Below are 17,113 nucleotides of genomic sequence, written 5' to 3'. Positions count from 1 at the left end.
GGGAAATATAGATAACTTATAAACAGTCATTTATACATTATGAATCATCAATAACAACCGGTCGCCCAACATCAGTTCCAGCGAACCGTTCGGCACAATATAACGGTCGCCCCGCTTAATCATAATAACCAGCGTTCCTTCCGGAAGCGACAGTTCGCGAATATGACGTCCCCGTTGCAGAAGCTCTTCCGTACAAAGCACTTCACGTAACGTGCTCCCGACATCCTCGGTCAGTTCGATACCGAAGTTGTCCTCTTTTTCCGGCAAGGGTTCCGTAAGGCCCAACTTACGTGCCACCCATGACAAGGACATACCCTGAAAAAGCAAAGATATCAACGTGACGAAAAACACGATATTGAAAATCTGACTGGCACCGTCCACTTGCGCCATCACCGGATAGGTAGCGAAAATAATGGGAGCAGCCCCACGGATACCGACCCAGGAAATAAAAAGCTTGGATTTATTCGTGATTTTCCGTCCAAAAGGCAGAAGGCTTAACCATACGCTAAGCGGACGGGCCACAAAGGTCATAAAGACGCTGACCAGGACGGCCGTCAGCATGACGGGAAGCATCTCGTGGGGATTGACTAGCAGTCCCAACATGAGGAACATCACAATCTGGAGCAGCCATGTCATGCCATCGAGAAAAGTTCCTATTTCCTTCTTCTTGAACAGGCGGCTGTTGCCGATGACCATACCGGCAATATAAACCGCCAGATACCCATTGCCTTTCAGCAAATAGACCGAGCAATAAATGATGAAAATGAAACAAAGCACCATGATGGAATAAAGCTCGGCATTCTTCAGGCTCACACGGTTGATGAGCCATACGGACAAACGTCCCAACAGATACCCCCCGGCTATGCCGACTACAAACTGCAGCAGAAAAGACCACAGGATTTCCCAACCTGAAACTCCTCCGGCCTGCAGGCATTGTATCAGGATGATGGTCAACAGATAGGCCATCGGGTCATTGCTCCCGCTTTCGAGTTCCAACATCGGTTTAAGATTATGTTTCAGGTTGATTTGCTGCGAACGAAGGATGTTGAAGACGGAGGCGGAGTCGGTGGACGACATCGTGGCGGCCAATAACAAGGAACCGATGAGGGTGAAACCGACGCCCGTATGCAGTTGCCAACCGGAAACCCAATAGACGAACAATCCGCAAAAAAGCGTAGTCAGAAACACGCCGGAGGTAGCCAACATGACCCCCGGCGACAATACCGGACGGATGTCCTCCATCTTCGTGTCCATTCCTCCCGTGAAAAGAATGATACACAATGCCACCATACCGATATGTTGGGCCACCGATACATCGTCGAACTGTATGCCCAGACCGTCTGTGCCGAACAGCATGCCGGCCAACAAGAACATCAACAGGGTAGGGATACCGAAACGGTAACCGGTCTTGCTCATCAGGATACTACAGAAAATCAGAAAGGCGGATACAAGCAATCCTATTTCAATGGAAACATTCATAGTTACGGCTCTTGGAATTTAATTGTACAAAGATGAAAAAAATAACATTCTTCGTCAACCGTCCGTGCCGTAAAAAAACAAAAAAGATATTTCCGAGTGTAACCGTACAAGGCTTGTCCCCACAAAAAAAGGAGCCCGAAAGCTCCTTTTATCCTCATATCACTTCCTTTACAGACCGGGTTGACGGTCCAAGTAACTGCGAATGTCGGGCGAAGAAGGACGCAACATATTGGCATTCACAATCTTCCCCTCGGGATCGAGCAGGATGAAATGGGGAATACCGTCGGCCTTGTATGCCGTCTGGAAACGGCTTCCCGTACCCAAAAACAACTGCATTCCCGTCATCGGATGACTTTTCACCATCTTCAGCCAATCAGCCTTACGTGCATCCGTAGAAAGGCTCAGGAAGGTGATATTGCGCCCTTTGTATTCTTCTTCCAACTGCTTGAGGAAAGGCATCTCACGGCGACACGGACCGCACCACGTCGCCCAAAGGTCGATGTACACATATTTCCCCCTGAAATCAGCCACAGTGTATGACTTCCCGTCCACATCCCATGCCCGGAAATCGGGGGAAGGGTTACCCGGACGGGCCAAATCCCAAGCATCATATTTTTCTTTGAAGGCAGCCTGCAGTACGGGATCGGTCACGTAAGTGCCGTGCAGATTCAGCAATTCATCTATATTGCTGATGCCGTACTGTTCCACTTGCTCGATAGCCAATACGTTCAACAGTGCCTGTTTCACTTTGTCATCCTCGATATGGTCGGCAATATAGTTCATCATGCAAATAGTACGGTCGTATGGTGTCTTTGCTTCTTCTTTCTTGCAGCCGAACATTCGGGCTATCTCCTTCATATACTCACGATAATCTTTCAGTTCTACCAGGTTTTCGTCTGCCACAGCATACTTTTTAAGCGTATCGTAATAGGCTTCGTCCGGGCGGTAAGTGGTATCCTGAGCCACAAAAGGATGCCCCACAGCGTACATCATCAGCGAAGAAGCATAGGCATAACGGATGCGGCCGGTTTCGACGGCAACGAAACGCGGACTGACTTCGTCCAACTTCCATGCCTTCAATATACGCATCATGGACTCTTCTTTCTTGTCCACCAACGCGGCGTACTCATCAAATGGCAGGGCCATCTTCTCTTGCGGGACATCCAACAGGGTCACCTGATTCAGATACTTAAAGATTTTCTCTTTGCCTCCATCCGCTTCAAATTTTACGGTTCCCTTGAAATCAGCCCCGTCGAAGGAGATATGGATACGATCTCCGTCTTCCAAAAAAATATTTTTGCTGTCCATTCCATAAAACAGACTGGCATGTACGGCACCTATATGCTGAAAGGTATGGCTACCGTGCCCGTTGTCGTCCAACGGAATCTCTACGATCGTAGTCTGATACACCACAACAACTGTCGAAGCCGTCTTATTTGCCACATCGACTGTCAACTGAATATCGGCCCGACTCTCTACGAACCCCAAAGCACAAAAGACAAACGTTAAAAAGGCTGTCTTAAACCACATATTATTTTTCATCATCTCATTCATTATTAATTATTGTTGATAAATTACTTTCTCGCGGTAAATCACGTCCACAATATCTGCAAAACCGGAGTATCGTTCCACCGGAACGGCATTCTGGAAATTGCCTTCATTCGTGAATCCGTCATAAATACGCAATGTACCCTCGCCCGTATCATTTTTCTTGCTGCCTACAATCAGGTCGTAAGAACGGTTGTCTGTGTCTTCTTGTTCCCACAGATAGAATTTCAAACAGGTGATTTCTTCTCCTTCTGGCAATTCGAACTGTAATTCTGCCGCCGGAGCCGCATTGGAAAAATTCACGCGATAGACCTTTCTACCCACGGCATAATACATAAATGTCTTCAGGGAACTGAACGCAAAGTGTGTGGCCCCGGCAATGTCGGTACAAGCAGACAAATCCACATAATAAGCTTTCTCATAGGCATAACCGTATTTGGCTTCGGCAAAAGAGTAAAGTTCATTGAGAATGATGCCATACAAGAAACGTTGGTTGTCTTTACCCAAAACGGCATATGTCATCCCGTTACCGTCCTGATTACGGTCGTAGCGGGTATTCTCCATACAGATAAAGTCCATCCGGTCTGCTCTTTTTGGCCATGCGAAAAGCTCTTCATTCACTGTAGGGAAACCGTCGGCGGCCAATTCATCCATCGGCACGTCCCTCACATTATCCAATCCGATAGACGCGAACTCCGAAGCACAGACCACAAAACGGCGGTTATTCTTGTCCCACATCATAAAAGCCGGAATAAAAGGAGTCCCTTTGGCATTATAACCGACTGCCGGCTCTACATAAAAACCATTGGCTCGGACGGAACCGAACAACCCGTCGCCGGACAAAGTATTACAATAATACACACGTCCCGCAATATCGACAAACAACTTGCCTGGCCTGTGAGAAGCCAAGCAACGTACCGTACCGGTATACATTCCGTTACCGAACTCATAACCTATCATATAGGAGTCGTTCCATTGAAAATCGTTATTGCTCAAACGCGTAGTCCCACTACCGGCCACCAAATAGAAAGGCTCTTGCATCCCAGGGTCGCAAACCAGCTGGTAAGGTTGTAGCCAATCCTCCAACTCCGTCCCTTTCAACAAATCATAATACACATTATCCGTTTCCTTGATGTGCGACACCATGTCCAGACGCACACGCCCGTTGTCGGAGCACAATACCAACCACCCCAACGAAAGCGGCGTATCCACGTTCAACGTGGCCGACTTTTGATAATACAGCCCCGACGCCTTCTCCCTAATGGTCAGTACCAACTGATAGTTGCCCTGTGCAAGAGTCAATTCCACATCCAGATTCAAAGCCGTACCCAACACAACCGGTTCCTGGCTCCCGGCCTGGTCGTACGCCTTCCATTCATAAGTATAAGCATCCGGTACGAACTCTTTTGCTGCCACCTCCGGCTTTACGACGAAAGGTTCACGGGAAATGGCAGAATAAGCGTCATCGAACGAAATGTTCAAATCGTTCAAATCCCTGTAATCGTAATTCCCCTTATCTTCCGCACAGCTTTGCCATAAGAACGGCAACACCAACCATAGCAAACGGATATATTTCATTCTTTCCATATCATTCCATTTTAGTTATCAGAGGTTATGGGAGTAAAATCCAACAGTTGGCGATCATCCCCTTCGGCTGCCGGGTCCACCAATGCGTCTACATCCACCGTTCCTTGTTCATATCCCAACAATATATATAATTGCTTCGTCATATAAGTATCTATTTCCCTTTGCATGTACACCCATTTATTGAAAGGAATAGCCCCCTTCACATTATAGTCGGCACGGTCCACCACATCGTCGAACAGCTTCCACATCAGACGTAACTTACGTTCTGAAAACTCGCCGACATACTCGGGAAGCCATCCGGCCGGAGGAGTAGAATAGAAGTCGGAAAAATCTATCCGGAACTTCAACATCTCGGTGTAAGGACGTTCCTCGCTTCCCGTAGAATCCCTCTCCAGAAACGTAGTGAAATACTCGTTAGCCGACAGTTCCAGATAAATGGACTTCAATTCCGTTTTAATGGCTTCCGTACGTTTCAAACGAACCACATAGGAAAACATGGAAGCATGAGCCGGTACCACCGCCGGTGTCAGCAACTCATAATCCACTCCTTCCTCGGCATTGTCCGACCAAACCTTGAGATTGACCGGACGATCGATATCAGCCTGCCTTCCAATGGTCTGTATGACTACCGGTACGTCGAGATACATCGTTTCGTCCGGCTCATAAACGAAAGTCAAAGTCGTCGTATCTACCAACACACTCCCCGAAGTCCGGTTATTAAAGTAAATTCCGTCGGGAGCACTATACAAATCCGGCGTACGTTCATCGCATGCACTCCACAAGCAAAGCGCAAGGCACATCGGAAACCATATTTTTAAATTCTTCATCATAACCTGTTTATTGTCTGTTGTCTGATTCCGTATCCGGTAAAGGAACTACAAAAAATTTCTCCGAAGCCGGGATGAATTCCGTAATAGGATCAAAAGTAATCAATACCGGTGAATAGTTCCGCTTATGATAGAAAAAGATTTGTCCCTCCCCATACAGCTCTCTCACGACCTCGTATCCCAAGAAACGCGGAGCATATTTAGATTCATCCATTTTCTCTACTCCACGGTGTTCCCGTAACTTATTCACCCAACTGACCATAAGAGGGCGTTCGCTCACCTCGTCGTAAAGGTCTGCAATAATCAGATACATTTCTCCCAACCGTATCATCGGAACGATGGTGTTCTCTATCTTCCCCACGTCGGTAATGTCCGCATACTTATAGAAATAGTAATCATTTCCGCTCTTTTTCCAGTTGGCAATGTAACGATAGTCGTCAGTAGACCCGCCGTAGTCCGCTCCGCCGCCGAAATAAGGCATCTCCAGAAGAGCCGGATCCATCCTGAGCACCGGCTTCGGGCTTCGATCCGGATCGTTGTTGTTCTTGAACATCAGATTACGGTTCACATTCGTCAGACCGAAAATCACTTCCGTAGCAAAAATGCGATCCACATTCTCCGGTGTCCCTAACACGTCCGCTTTATTCACAAACGGGAAATGCTGCGGGGCAATATTAATAATCCCTTCGGCATAGCTTTTAGCCTTGGCTTTATAGTCCTCCTGATGCTCATCCTTGTAACTGGATATATAGTGATATGCCCGCGCCAACAACGCCTGTACGGCATAATAATTAAGCCTCAACGTACGGTACTCCAAGAAATTGCTTCCCCCCGTCGTCGCATGATTGACCAAATGGTCCGTCGTCGTGATAATCGGGTCATCGGCCAACAGTTTTTCCGCTTCAGACAAATCCTCTATGACATGGCGCATCACTTCATTCCCCGGTAACAGTTCCTGCACCTGCAAGGTAGTGGATGTCTCATAGGGAATACTGGTCTTCGTCGGGTTCAGCTTATACACGGGACCGAACAGACGGAACATGTCGAAATGCAGCAAAGCCCTTAACGCCAACGCTTCTCCCCGAATCAAATTATAATTGTTGCCTGTAAAGACCGGCTTACGACTCTCCATCTGTTCCAATATCGTATTGCAATTACGAATCAATGCATACGCCTTGTCCCACGTATTGTCGAGTCTCGTACGCCAATACTCGGTAGTGAAGTTCCGGTTGTTCAAATCAATATAATCGCCCCAAGTCAATGGATCGGTACCAATCAGATAAGACCCTCCCATAATCTCCACCATTTCCACGGTAAGCGTCTGGCCGTACAGCTCGTCCTTGTTCAAATCAATATACACTCCGTTAAGCAATTTCTTGAAACCTTCTTCGGTACTTAACAAATCACCTTCGGCCATGGTGTCGTAGGGCTTCACTTCAAGCCAGTCACTACATCCGGCCGTGAAAAACAAGCCGGAAAAAGACAATATGATATATTTTAATATTTTCATAATTTCTATAGCTTTAGAATACGGCTGAAACAGAAAATGACACAGTTCGCGCAAAAGGATAATCAATACCCCGTTCCGCTTTTACGGTAGACACCCGGAAGATGTCGTTCATGTTAGCCTGAAGGGTCAACGACGACAGACCGACCTTTTTAATGAAAGGTTGCGTGAATTCATATCCTACATTGAAGGACTCTCCGGCAAACGTATTCTCATCCATTACGAAACGGGAAGACTTGTCCGTTTTCTGCACTAAGGAGATACGCTTAAACTGCGCTTCCTGACCTGGAACGGACCAACGGTCATACAGCGCACGTCGGTCCTGATTGTAGTTTATGTCACTCAAATCGATATTCTCCACCTTATTATATAAGTCTGAATTGAATATCTGCCCCCCGAGTTGGTAACGGAAATAAGCTCCGAACGAAAAGCCCTTGTAATAAAAGGTCGTTCCCAAGACCCCTTCCAATTTGGGCTGCGTGTCACCGACGACCACTTCGTCATTCACATCATAATCGAACGAATAACTACCGTCTTTCTTAATAAAAAGCTCTTTACCCGTAGCTGGGTCAATACCTGCCGAACGGACAGCCCAAATAGCCGTCGGGCTTCCCCCATCGTAATAACGCGTCGTCCCCGTCACCGAAGCCTGTCCGGCTTTGTTCAAGGCACTCAAAGAATTGCCTATATGAGCGTACTCCGATTTGTACGTCCGTGCATTCAAGCTGACGGTCCATTGTATCCCCTTTTCCACGTTATGAATAGGAGACACACGCAACGTAGCCTCCAGTCCGTTCGTATTTTGCTGGCCGGCATTCATCGCTACGCTCTTTACGCCTACCGAACCCGGTGTCGTAATGACAGCCAACAGCGGGTCTGTAATTTTGCGGAAAACATCCACAGTTACATTCAAACGATTGTCGAACATGGCTATATCCGTCCCTACCGTATAATTCAAAGTGTTCTGCCACTGAAGGTCGGGATTTCCCAAAGCCGATATCAAAACACCCGCACCGAACACATTGGTCATCCATCCATTGAATTGATAAGTCGTGAAAGCCTGATAAGCGGAAAAGTTCTGATTACCGGGATTGCCGACAGACGCACGCAACTTGAGCAGTTGGAACAGGTCCGTGCCGCTCATAAACTTTTCCTTGTGAATGTTCCAACCTATACCCACCGACCACGTATCGCGGAAACGGTGGCTCGACCCGAACATGGAAGCCCCGTCGCGCCGATAGTTAACGTCGAGCAAATAACGGTTGTCATACGCGTATCCACCATTCAAATAGAAACTGGCCGCACGCGTGGTGCTTTCTGAATATGAAGGTTTTCCACCATCCGGATAGCCATTGGCGAAAGAAGGTGCACCGAACTGGTCTTCGGTGAAGCCTATTGCCTTATAACCGTTACGGGTAGACTCCGTATTGGAAAAATTAAACCCGCCGACAAGATTGAGCATGTGGACTTCCCGGAACAGCTTGCCGTAAGTCACGGACAGGTCCCCTTCATACTTCATGACAGCGGTAGTGGAATGTTCGTACGAACCTTTTTCCGTATCGCTCATACTGTCGAAATCCGTATGCAACGGAGACAAGCGCGTTTCGGCCGTGGCCGTGGTTTTCGTCACTCCGAACTTGGCACGGGCACGCAAATCCGTCGTGGCAAACCATTCCGCAATGAAGTTATTCGTAAAGCCAAATTCATCCCCACGGTCGTAATTGTTCAGACGGGCATTCCAAAGCGGATTAGGGACTGGAGACTCGTCGTCATTCTCCGGGACATACAAATACTTGTCTACTCCGCCATCGGCATTGTACTTGCGGTAATAGGGATTAGCCAAAGCATATTCGGAGAACGAGACCACCGGGTCGGATGTCTCCAGATAATCAATCGTCAGCTTGTTACTGAACTGGAACTTCCCGGTACGGTAAATCAAATCCAGATTACCGGACAGGGTCTGGCGGCTCGACTCCTTCATCACGCCTTCCGTGTTCCCGTAAGTCAGCCCTAAGCCATACCTGATTTTCTCTTCTCCGCCCTCGGCATAAACATTATGTTTTTGCACGAAACCGGTACGCAACGGCTCGCTCAGCCAATAAGTATCCACCCCACGTGCCACTTCTTTCAAGCGTTCGTTCCTCAAGTTGTCCAACCTCAGTTGGTTTAACGGGTCGTTCGTCAAATCAGTATATAACCCGGCCAATTCTTCGAACTTTATCTTTTCGTTGGCATTCATCAGGTTATAATCCGTCAAGTCGGCCATTGTCAGGGAGAAGTCGCCTTTATAACTCAAGCGCAACCGTCCCTTCTCCGGCTTCACCGTCTCGATGACCACAACACCATTGGCCGCTTTCGAACCATAAATAGCCGTAGAGGCCGCATCCTTCAATATCGTAACGGAAGCCACGCGGTTCATGTTCAAATCCGAGACCGTCTGCAAATCGGTTTCAAATCCGTCCAGTATGAACAAGGGCTGATTCGGATCCGTACCATATTCCTCTTTCAACCCCATGATGCTGCTCTTGCCGCGGATTTCGATGTCCGGCATGCGGTTGGGATCTGAACCAAACTGGATGTTGTCCGCGATTTTGAAAGATGGATCGAGGGTTTTCAAACTCTGCAAGACATTCTGTACCCCGATTTTTTTCAATTCCGGTCCCTCGAAAGTAGCAGCCGACCCCGTAAAGCTTTCCTTCTTACGTTGGTATATTCCCGTCACCACCACTTCATTCATGGTTTTCGATGCCGGGGCCATCACAACCTTCTTAAAACTTTCCGTATGGGACGCGTCCAATTCCCGCTCTAACTTTTCGTAGCCGATATAAGTGAAAACCACTTTATAACGTCCTTTGGGCAAAGTTAATGAATAAGCACCGTCTATATCCGTCACCGTAATCACGTCCGTACCCAACACGCGAATGGAAACTCCAATCATGGTCTCTCCAGTCTCCTTGTCCACCACAACTCCTTTTACCGTCATTTTCTCCGGACTTCCGACTGTTTCAGCACGAACCGCCCCTCCGACACCTGTACCGTTCTGTGCATAAAGCGCAGAGACCGATGAAAGCACCATAACAAAAACGAAAAGGGCAAACCCGGCACCGCAAGCCTTTAAACGGAAAAATACGATTCTCAAGTTTATTTTCATACTTCTTTCGTTATATATAAAAAGCAGGACATTATTACTCCTGCCAACCATTTTATATTCCCTTTCTCCAACACTTTGGAAAAAGAAAAATAAAACGAAGAGAAAGAAGTCCCACAAGACCCGGTTCCCTTCGTTTTACATATATATCTTCAGGTTATTTCACTACAACTTTCGCTGTATGACTGCCTACTTTTACCAAATACAGCCCAGACTTCAGACCGCCGAATGCAGCCGTAGCTCCGTGCACAGACGACACCAACATACCCTGTGCGTCAAACACACTGATTTCGGCACTTTCCAACCCTTCTACGCGAATCGAGCCGTCTGAACTATAAATTTTGACATCCTTGATACAACGGCTGCTAATACCACTTCCTGTCTTCACGGCCTCACCGCCTATGACTGCCATTTGCAATGGCATTTCCATCACCTCGTCGAATCCGTTGTCTAAGACCAAATAACCCGGTGTCACCAACTTGTCTTTTTCCACAAAAAAGAACGAAGCTTCGTTGGGATTATAACCGCCTTCCTCTTCCGGTTGCGCCCCGAAGCACATGCCATTGGCCAATTTCACATCATGCGGCAATACCAATATGCCACCATCGGCATAGAACTCTGCGGCCACTTCCGTGTTTTCCACCCCGAACCAATTCCCTACGCTCACACCGGAAGGAACCGTTTCTGAGGTATTTCCCGTAATTTTCAGCTTAAAATTTTCAGACGCATCAGCCAACAAATTATTATCTACCCTCGTCGACGCGAAATCATACTCCCCAATCACATCACTAAGATTATAGGATATGTCTTCCTTGGTCATGGTATATGCAGAAGCGTAAGAAAGCATCCCCATAATACCGTCCTCCATATCCATAATGGTGACATTTTCCAATGCATTCTGCGCCGTAATCTCTATTTTGCCATCCTTCTCCGTCACCTGATAGTTAAAAACGACAGTTCCTCCTGTGGATGCTGCATCTGCCACAACCATCAAATTCATTCCCATCATAAACACAGCCGTTGGCGTTTCTCCCTTCAATGTACCATCTTCCTGATTGTAGGTCAGCGTCACACCACCGCCATAACCGAAGAAACCGAGCACCTTCAATTCATTCTCTGACTCGCCCGGCAACACGGCCATATTATAACCCGTTGTCGCAGGAACCGGAGCCTCGCCCGCCGCTCCAGAAACCATGTCAACATAAGAGCATTCTCCACTAAATTTATAGCGGCCATACAATTCCTTAACCGAAGGGAAACCGGCTGCCGAAACCATTTCTATACCCAATGAAACAACAAACAAGGCAATCAAAACAGCCTTAAAATTAATAGAAGTAGATTTTCTCATAGACACACTTTTTTTGCATTAAAACAATGCAAAAATAATAAAAAAGAAAGAAAAGAAGAGACTTTGGGCGTTTTTTAACTATAAAACAACCGAAAAAATACAATCCTCCCATGGCATCCTTGCATCCACTTGCAAATCGAAAGGCTTTCCCTGCATTTTTCCGGCAAAAAGCACTATCTTTGTCCCGCTATAATGAAGAAGAGAAACGCATGATTGTATGTATCGCCGAGAAACCCAGTGTGGGTAAAGACATTGCCAAAGTACTGGGCGCCACGCAAGACCACCGTAATTATTGGGAAGGCAACGGCTACCAGGTCACTTGGACTTTCGGTCATCTTTGCGAACTGAAGGAACCGCACGAATATACTCCGCTCTGGAAAGCGTGGAGCCTTTCTTCATTACCCATGATTCCGCCCCGCTTCGGCATCAAGCTGAAAAACGACAAGGGCATCGAAGAACAATTCCGGGTGATTGAACGGCTGATGCAGGCTGCTGACATGATCATCAACTGCGGTGATGCCGGACAGGAGGGAGAGTTGATACAACGTTGGGTCATGCAGAAGGCCGGTGCCCGATGCCCGGTGAAACGCCTCTGGATTTCGTCACTCACGGAAGAAGCCATCCGTGAAGGATTCAGCAACCTGAAAGACCAGAGCGAATACCAGTCGCTCTACGAAGCCGGACTGAGCCGCGCCATCGGCGACTGGACTTTGGGCATGAACGCCACGCGGCTCTATACATTGAAGTACGCACAGGGCCGCCAGGTGCTGAGCATCGGACGGGTTCAAACCCCCACACTGGCTCTCATCGTCAACCGTCAACAGGAAATCGAGAACTTCAAGCCGGAACCTTATTGGGTACTGACCACCAACTACCGTGATACAGTCTTTACCGCTGTGTTGGAACAAGACGAAGAGGAAACCGCGACGGTTTCTCAGGACAAAGGTGCGAACGGCAACGGAAGCGGCAAGGCAAACGATGTGGCACGCCGGGGATTCACCTCGGAAGAAGAAGGACGGAAAGCCCTTGAACAAATCAAAGACGCACCGTTCACGATTACGTCCGTCACCAAGAAAAACGGAACGGAAGCCCCTCCCCGTTTGTACGACCTGACCTCGCTACAGGTGGAATGCAACCGCAAGTTTTCTTTCTCGTCCGACCTGACCCTGCAACTCATCCAGTCGCTCTACGAGAAGAAAGTCACGACTTATCCACGTGTGGACACCACTTTCCTGAGCGACGACATTTATCCGAAATGCAACGCCATCCTCAACGGTATAGCCGACGAATATGCCGCCTTGCTCCAACCCTTGCGTGGCGCGGCGTTGAAAAAGAGTAAAAAGGTGTTCGACTCTTCCAAAGTCACCGACCACCATGCCATTATCCCCACAGGAGTAGCACCGCACGGCTTGACACCGGACGAACAACGGGTATTCGACCTCGTGGCGCGGCGTTTCATTGCAGCGTTCTACCCCGACTGTAAATTCGCCACCACCACCATCCTCGGCGAAACGGCCGACATCCCGTTCAAAACAACCGGAAAACAGATTCTCTTGCCGGGTTGGCGAGAGGTGTATGCACAGGAGGCCAAGACGGTGGAAACCTTGGGAAAAAACGCCGAGGAAGAACGTACGCTCCCTGTTTTCACGAAAGGTGAAAGCGGCCCCCACGTTCCGGACTTGGCCGAAAAATGGACACAGCCGCCCAAACCTTACACAGAAGCTACGCTCTTGCGCGCCATGGAGACTGCGGGTCGCCTGGTGGACGACGACGAATTGCGTGATGCCTTGAAAGAGAACGGTATCGGCCGTCCGTCCACCCGGGCCGCCATCATCCAGACCCTCTTCAAGCGGCATTATATTCGGTTGGAACGAAAGAACCTTATAGCCACTCCCACGGGAGTGGAACTCATCAGCCTCATCCATGAGGAACTGCTCAAAAGTGCCGAGTTGACCGGCATTTGGGAACGCCGCCTTCGGTTGATTGAAAAGAAAACCTACGATGCCAAAACTTTTTTGGAAGAACTCAAGCAAATGGTAGCCGAAATCGTGCATACCGTCCTGGCAGACAACACCAACCGTCGCGTCGCGGAAACACAGGAAGATAAGCCTGTACCAAAAGGGAAAAAGGGAAACGTAAAAGAAAAGTCAGCCAAAGCACCAAAAACGGCACGCAAAATCGCGAGCAAGCGAGAGCAGAACCAAGCCCGCCTGACTATGCCGGGCGAGAGCGATTTATATAAAAAGTCGGCCGCTCCCCAAACAGCCGTAATCCCGGCCACGCCTCCTGCCCCCAAAGAGGGTGACCTCTGCCCGCTCTGCGGAAAGGGGCATATCATCAAAGGCAAGACCGCTTTCGGCTGTTCGGAATGGAAAAACGGATGTACTTTCCGCGCACCGTTGGAAATCTCTTCGTAAGCCGCGTCCTTGCATGCCATACCGCCTCCTACACAAGTTTTTCGTGAAAACATCCTTCATCTTTCAGGATGCACTTTAACATCCTCATAACATTGATGTTATAAGCTGAAGGATATTTCAGGCATCTTTCAGCCATGCTTCATTTCGTTCGGCTGAGACAGGAAAATCGCTTGGCGCAGAACGAAAAATCGTTCGGCTGAGATTGAAAAATCATTTGGCGCAGAACTTTTCATTGCTTTCTGCCATGAAGGGGAACTGAAAGATGACTGAAACATCCTTCATCCTACAATTCATTCTATAACAACCGATTATCGAACAATCTGAAAGATGAAGGATGTTTTTGCAAAAAACCTTGGGGAAACATACAGAAAATGATGGACTCCGGCAAAATACCTTTTCTATCCCAACAATCTCCAACTATCCTAAGTTCTTTGAAGAAATAAAGAAAATCATTAGAAAATAAGAGATTATCGTAAAAATCCACTATCTTTGTATTCGGATTGAGGCAACTCTTTTCAATACACGTGAAATAAAAAAGGAGCGTTATGCTTTCATCTTTTGTTTTAGGACTAAGTATCGCTACTATAATAGGTATCGTCATAGTAACGATACGGTTATTGCTAAAAAAGAGATTAAATGAACTGTCGGAACGAATTACAACCATAACTCCTTATAAGGATATACAAAAAAGCAGAGAAAAGGAACTAAAGCAAAGTAATGAAAGTTTTTTCATTGATATTGAAACCGATTTAAGGAATAGTTTTAATGAACACATAATATCCTCTTCGGAAGAGAAACAATTCACAAAATATTATACTGAGTTCTTCCATAAAGTCAATTCTTTGCAGAGAAGTCTTGAAGCATTCCATATAAAACCGTCCGAGACAATCTCAAAATTTACACATGATTTCGGAAACATCCACTCAATTGTCAAAAGACATAATGAGCAGGTTATCCAAGACACTCTTGACACCCACAAAGTTTTTTTCGACCATTGTCTTAAATACCCGTTAGACACACAGCAAAGGCGTTCAATCGTGTCTGAGGAAGATAATTGTTTGGTGGTTAGTAGTGCAGGAAGTGGAAAAACATCGTCCATTGTAGGAAAGGGAAGGTTCCTGGTAGACATCAAGCACATCAATCCTCAAAAGATTCTTCTTATCAGCTATACAAACAAAGCTGCTGCCGAGTTGACGGAAAGGATGGATATAGAAGGACTAAGGGGATACACCTTTCATAAACTTGCTATTGACATCATCGGGAAAGCGACAGGACAAAAGCCCTCCATCTGCGATAACACAGACGCATTGTTTGTGAAAATATATCATAAACTATTAGAAGATAAGTGGTTCAAAAAAGGTATTATAGAATACTTTGTTGACTATCAAGTGCAAGAAGAGGATTGGGAGCATCACAAAAATGAGCGTAGACAAAAACTCTCCGAATTAAAAGAAGCACGCTTGAAAGCGCAATTCCCTGACATGGACGGGAAAACTATTTATGTTCGTAGTGAGCAGGAGCAGAAAATCTGTTTTGTATTATCTTCTTTGGGTGTGAAATTCAGGTATGAAGAGCCTTACGAACATCCATTGGCTGATGAAATGCATTCACAATACAGACCCGATTTTTCCATTTACTTTGAGCAGGATGGCAAGACAAAACGTATTTATTTAGAGCATTTTGGTGTGGATGAACATGGACTTGTTCCCACATGGTTAGCAAAAGACAAAGGCATTACTTATGAAGAAGCAAACCAAAAATACAATGACGGAATAACATGGAAAAAAGCAGCCCATGAGAAGTTTGGGACTATATTATTGACAACTTCAAGTGCTGATTTCCATTATTCAGATATTCGGCATACATTAAAAGCTTCATTGGAAAAGATAGGCGTTCCTGTTCAAGAAAAAACAGATGCCGAATTATACGATATGGTTCTTCCTCCAAACAGCAAGCAAGAAAAGGCTTTCATTCGGCTTGTTGTAACTTTTGCGACATTAATTAAGTCCAGTTGCAAGTCTATAAAAGAGGTTTTGAAACAGGCTAAAAGTGTTGGGGACGAGCGCAGCACATTCATTATCAAGAGAATATTTCAGCCTGTTTATGAACTGTATATTGAAGAATTGAAAAGCAGTAATCAGATAGACTTTACCGATGCTATTCTGCAAGCCACGGAAATATGCCGTTCCTCCCATCCTGTAAAGTATGAATATATCATCGTTGACGAGTTCCAGGATATATCAGTTGACCGCTACAATTTCCTTAAAGTACTCCGAGAAGGCAATCCTCCTGCAAAATTGTATTGCGTGGGCGATGATTGGCAATCCATATACCGTTTTTCAGGAAGTGACATGGCTCTTTTCAATCAATTCTCTGATTATTTCGGCTCCACAGAAATCAATAGAATCGAAACGACATACCGTTTTGGAGAGCCTTTGGTAAGCCTGTCATCGCAATTCATCCAACGGAATAAGACACAGCTAAAAAAGGATATACACCCATTCAATCCGCAAATCAAAACCGAATTACAATTCTGCGCTTATGAACGACGTGACTATTGTAACGCTATCGGACTATTGGTTGCGTCTATCCCTGCGGATAAATCCATCTTTTTGTTAGGGCGGTATTCCTTTGATGACTACTATTTGTCGTTTCTGTACAAATCGGTAAAAGAGGGCAATCGCTTTTACTACTTCATTAGAAACAGAAAGATTGAATTCCTTACAGTCCATAAATCCAAAGGACTTGAAGCAGATTATGTAATAATACTTCAATGCAACAAAGATACCTATGGATTCCCTTCAATGGTAAGTGATGACCCTGTTCTTGATTATGTTCTGACTAAAAGCGACCAATATCCGTATGGGGAAGAACGTAGGTTGTTTTATGTGGCTATCACCAGAGCCAAAATAAAGACATACGTACTTTACGACAGACACTTCCCATCCGTTTTTGTTGACGAGTTCTTACACCCCGGTAAAGTCACGGAAGAAAGTTACACCAAACACCCCAATGCCAACAAGAAATGGACACGCAGTGCTGACAAATTCCTACTTACCCTTTACCATGAAGGAAAAAGCATAAAGTACATCGCAGAGAAAATGGGAAGAAGTCAAACCTCTATCGTTATGCGAATAGGAAAACTAGAAGGCAAGCAATAATAAAAACGCTCATAATGCTTTTCATTAGACAAATTGCACTACTTTTGCATAATAAGAGTTGTTTGACAGAAAGAAAAGCAACGCATTTCAC

General features: G+C 46.4%; 9 protein-coding genes. 2 read left to right on the top strand and 7 right to left on the bottom strand.

All coding sequences use genetic code 11. The features are described 5' to 3' along the window. Positions 1-30: 30 nt before the first annotated feature. From AC5RDV_RS00725 to AC5RDV_RS00695, 7 genes are all read right to left on the bottom strand, one after another. Positions 31-1,479, bottom strand: coding sequence for a potassium/proton antiporter (locus tag AC5RDV_RS00725; RefSeq protein ID WP_008629903.1), 1,449 nt, complete (start codon positions 1,477-1,479; stop codon positions 31-33). Positions 1,480-1,647: 168 nt separating this feature from the next. Continuing rightward, a complete protein-coding gene (locus AC5RDV_RS00720; RefSeq protein WP_282747503.1) occupies positions 1,648-3,009 on the bottom strand; it encodes a TlpA family protein disulfide reductase in 1,362 nt (453 codons plus the stop codon). A 30-nt stretch (positions 3,010-3,039) separates the two neighbouring features. Next, on the bottom strand, positions 3,040-4,614 hold the full coding sequence (locus tag AC5RDV_RS00715) for a PKD-like family lipoprotein (protein WP_130894084.1): 1,575 nt from the start codon (positions 4,612-4,614) through the stop codon (positions 3,040-3,042). 11 nt (positions 4,615-4,625) lie between these two features. Further along, the gene (locus AC5RDV_RS00710; protein WP_282747504.1) at positions 4,626-5,444 is read right to left on the bottom strand and encodes a hypothetical protein; all 819 of its coding nucleotides are present in this window, start codon (positions 5,442-5,444) and stop codon (positions 4,626-4,628) included. Positions 5,445-5,451: 7 nt separating this feature from the next. After that, positions 5,452-6,951, bottom strand: a complete 1,500-nt coding sequence (locus AC5RDV_RS00705) for a RagB/SusD family nutrient uptake outer membrane protein (RefSeq protein ID WP_282747505.1) — start codon at positions 6,949-6,951, stop codon at positions 5,452-5,454. 13 nt (positions 6,952-6,964) lie between these two features. Then, positions 6,965-10,099, bottom strand: a complete 3,135-nt coding sequence (locus AC5RDV_RS00700) for a SusC/RagA family TonB-linked outer membrane protein (protein ID WP_282747506.1) — start codon at positions 10,097-10,099, stop codon at positions 6,965-6,967. A gap of 154 nt (positions 10,100-10,253) precedes the next feature. Beyond that, entirely contained in the window at positions 10,254-11,444 is a 1,191-nt protein-coding gene (locus AC5RDV_RS00695) for a T9SS type A sorting domain-containing protein (RefSeq protein ID WP_282747507.1), read from the bottom strand. A gap of 209 nt (positions 11,445-11,653) precedes the next feature. Here AC5RDV_RS00695 and AC5RDV_RS00690 point away from each other — a divergent pair, with 209 nt between their 5' ends. Beyond that, a complete protein-coding gene (locus AC5RDV_RS00690) occupies positions 11,654-13,861 on the top strand; it encodes a DNA topoisomerase 3 (protein WP_282747508.1) in 2,208 nt (735 codons plus the stop codon). A 545-nt stretch (positions 13,862-14,406) separates the two neighbouring features. Beyond that, positions 14,407-17,022: a UvrD-helicase domain-containing protein gene (locus AC5RDV_RS00685; protein WP_282747509.1), complete on the top strand. Its 2,616-nt coding sequence runs from the start codon at positions 14,407-14,409 to the stop codon at positions 17,020-17,022. Positions 17,023-17,113 lie beyond the last annotated feature (91 nt).

Source organism: Paraprevotella sp., assembly GCF_986071375.1.
Note: the sequence above shows the minus strand (reverse complement) of the source record. Positions and strands in the feature narration are given on the sequence as shown.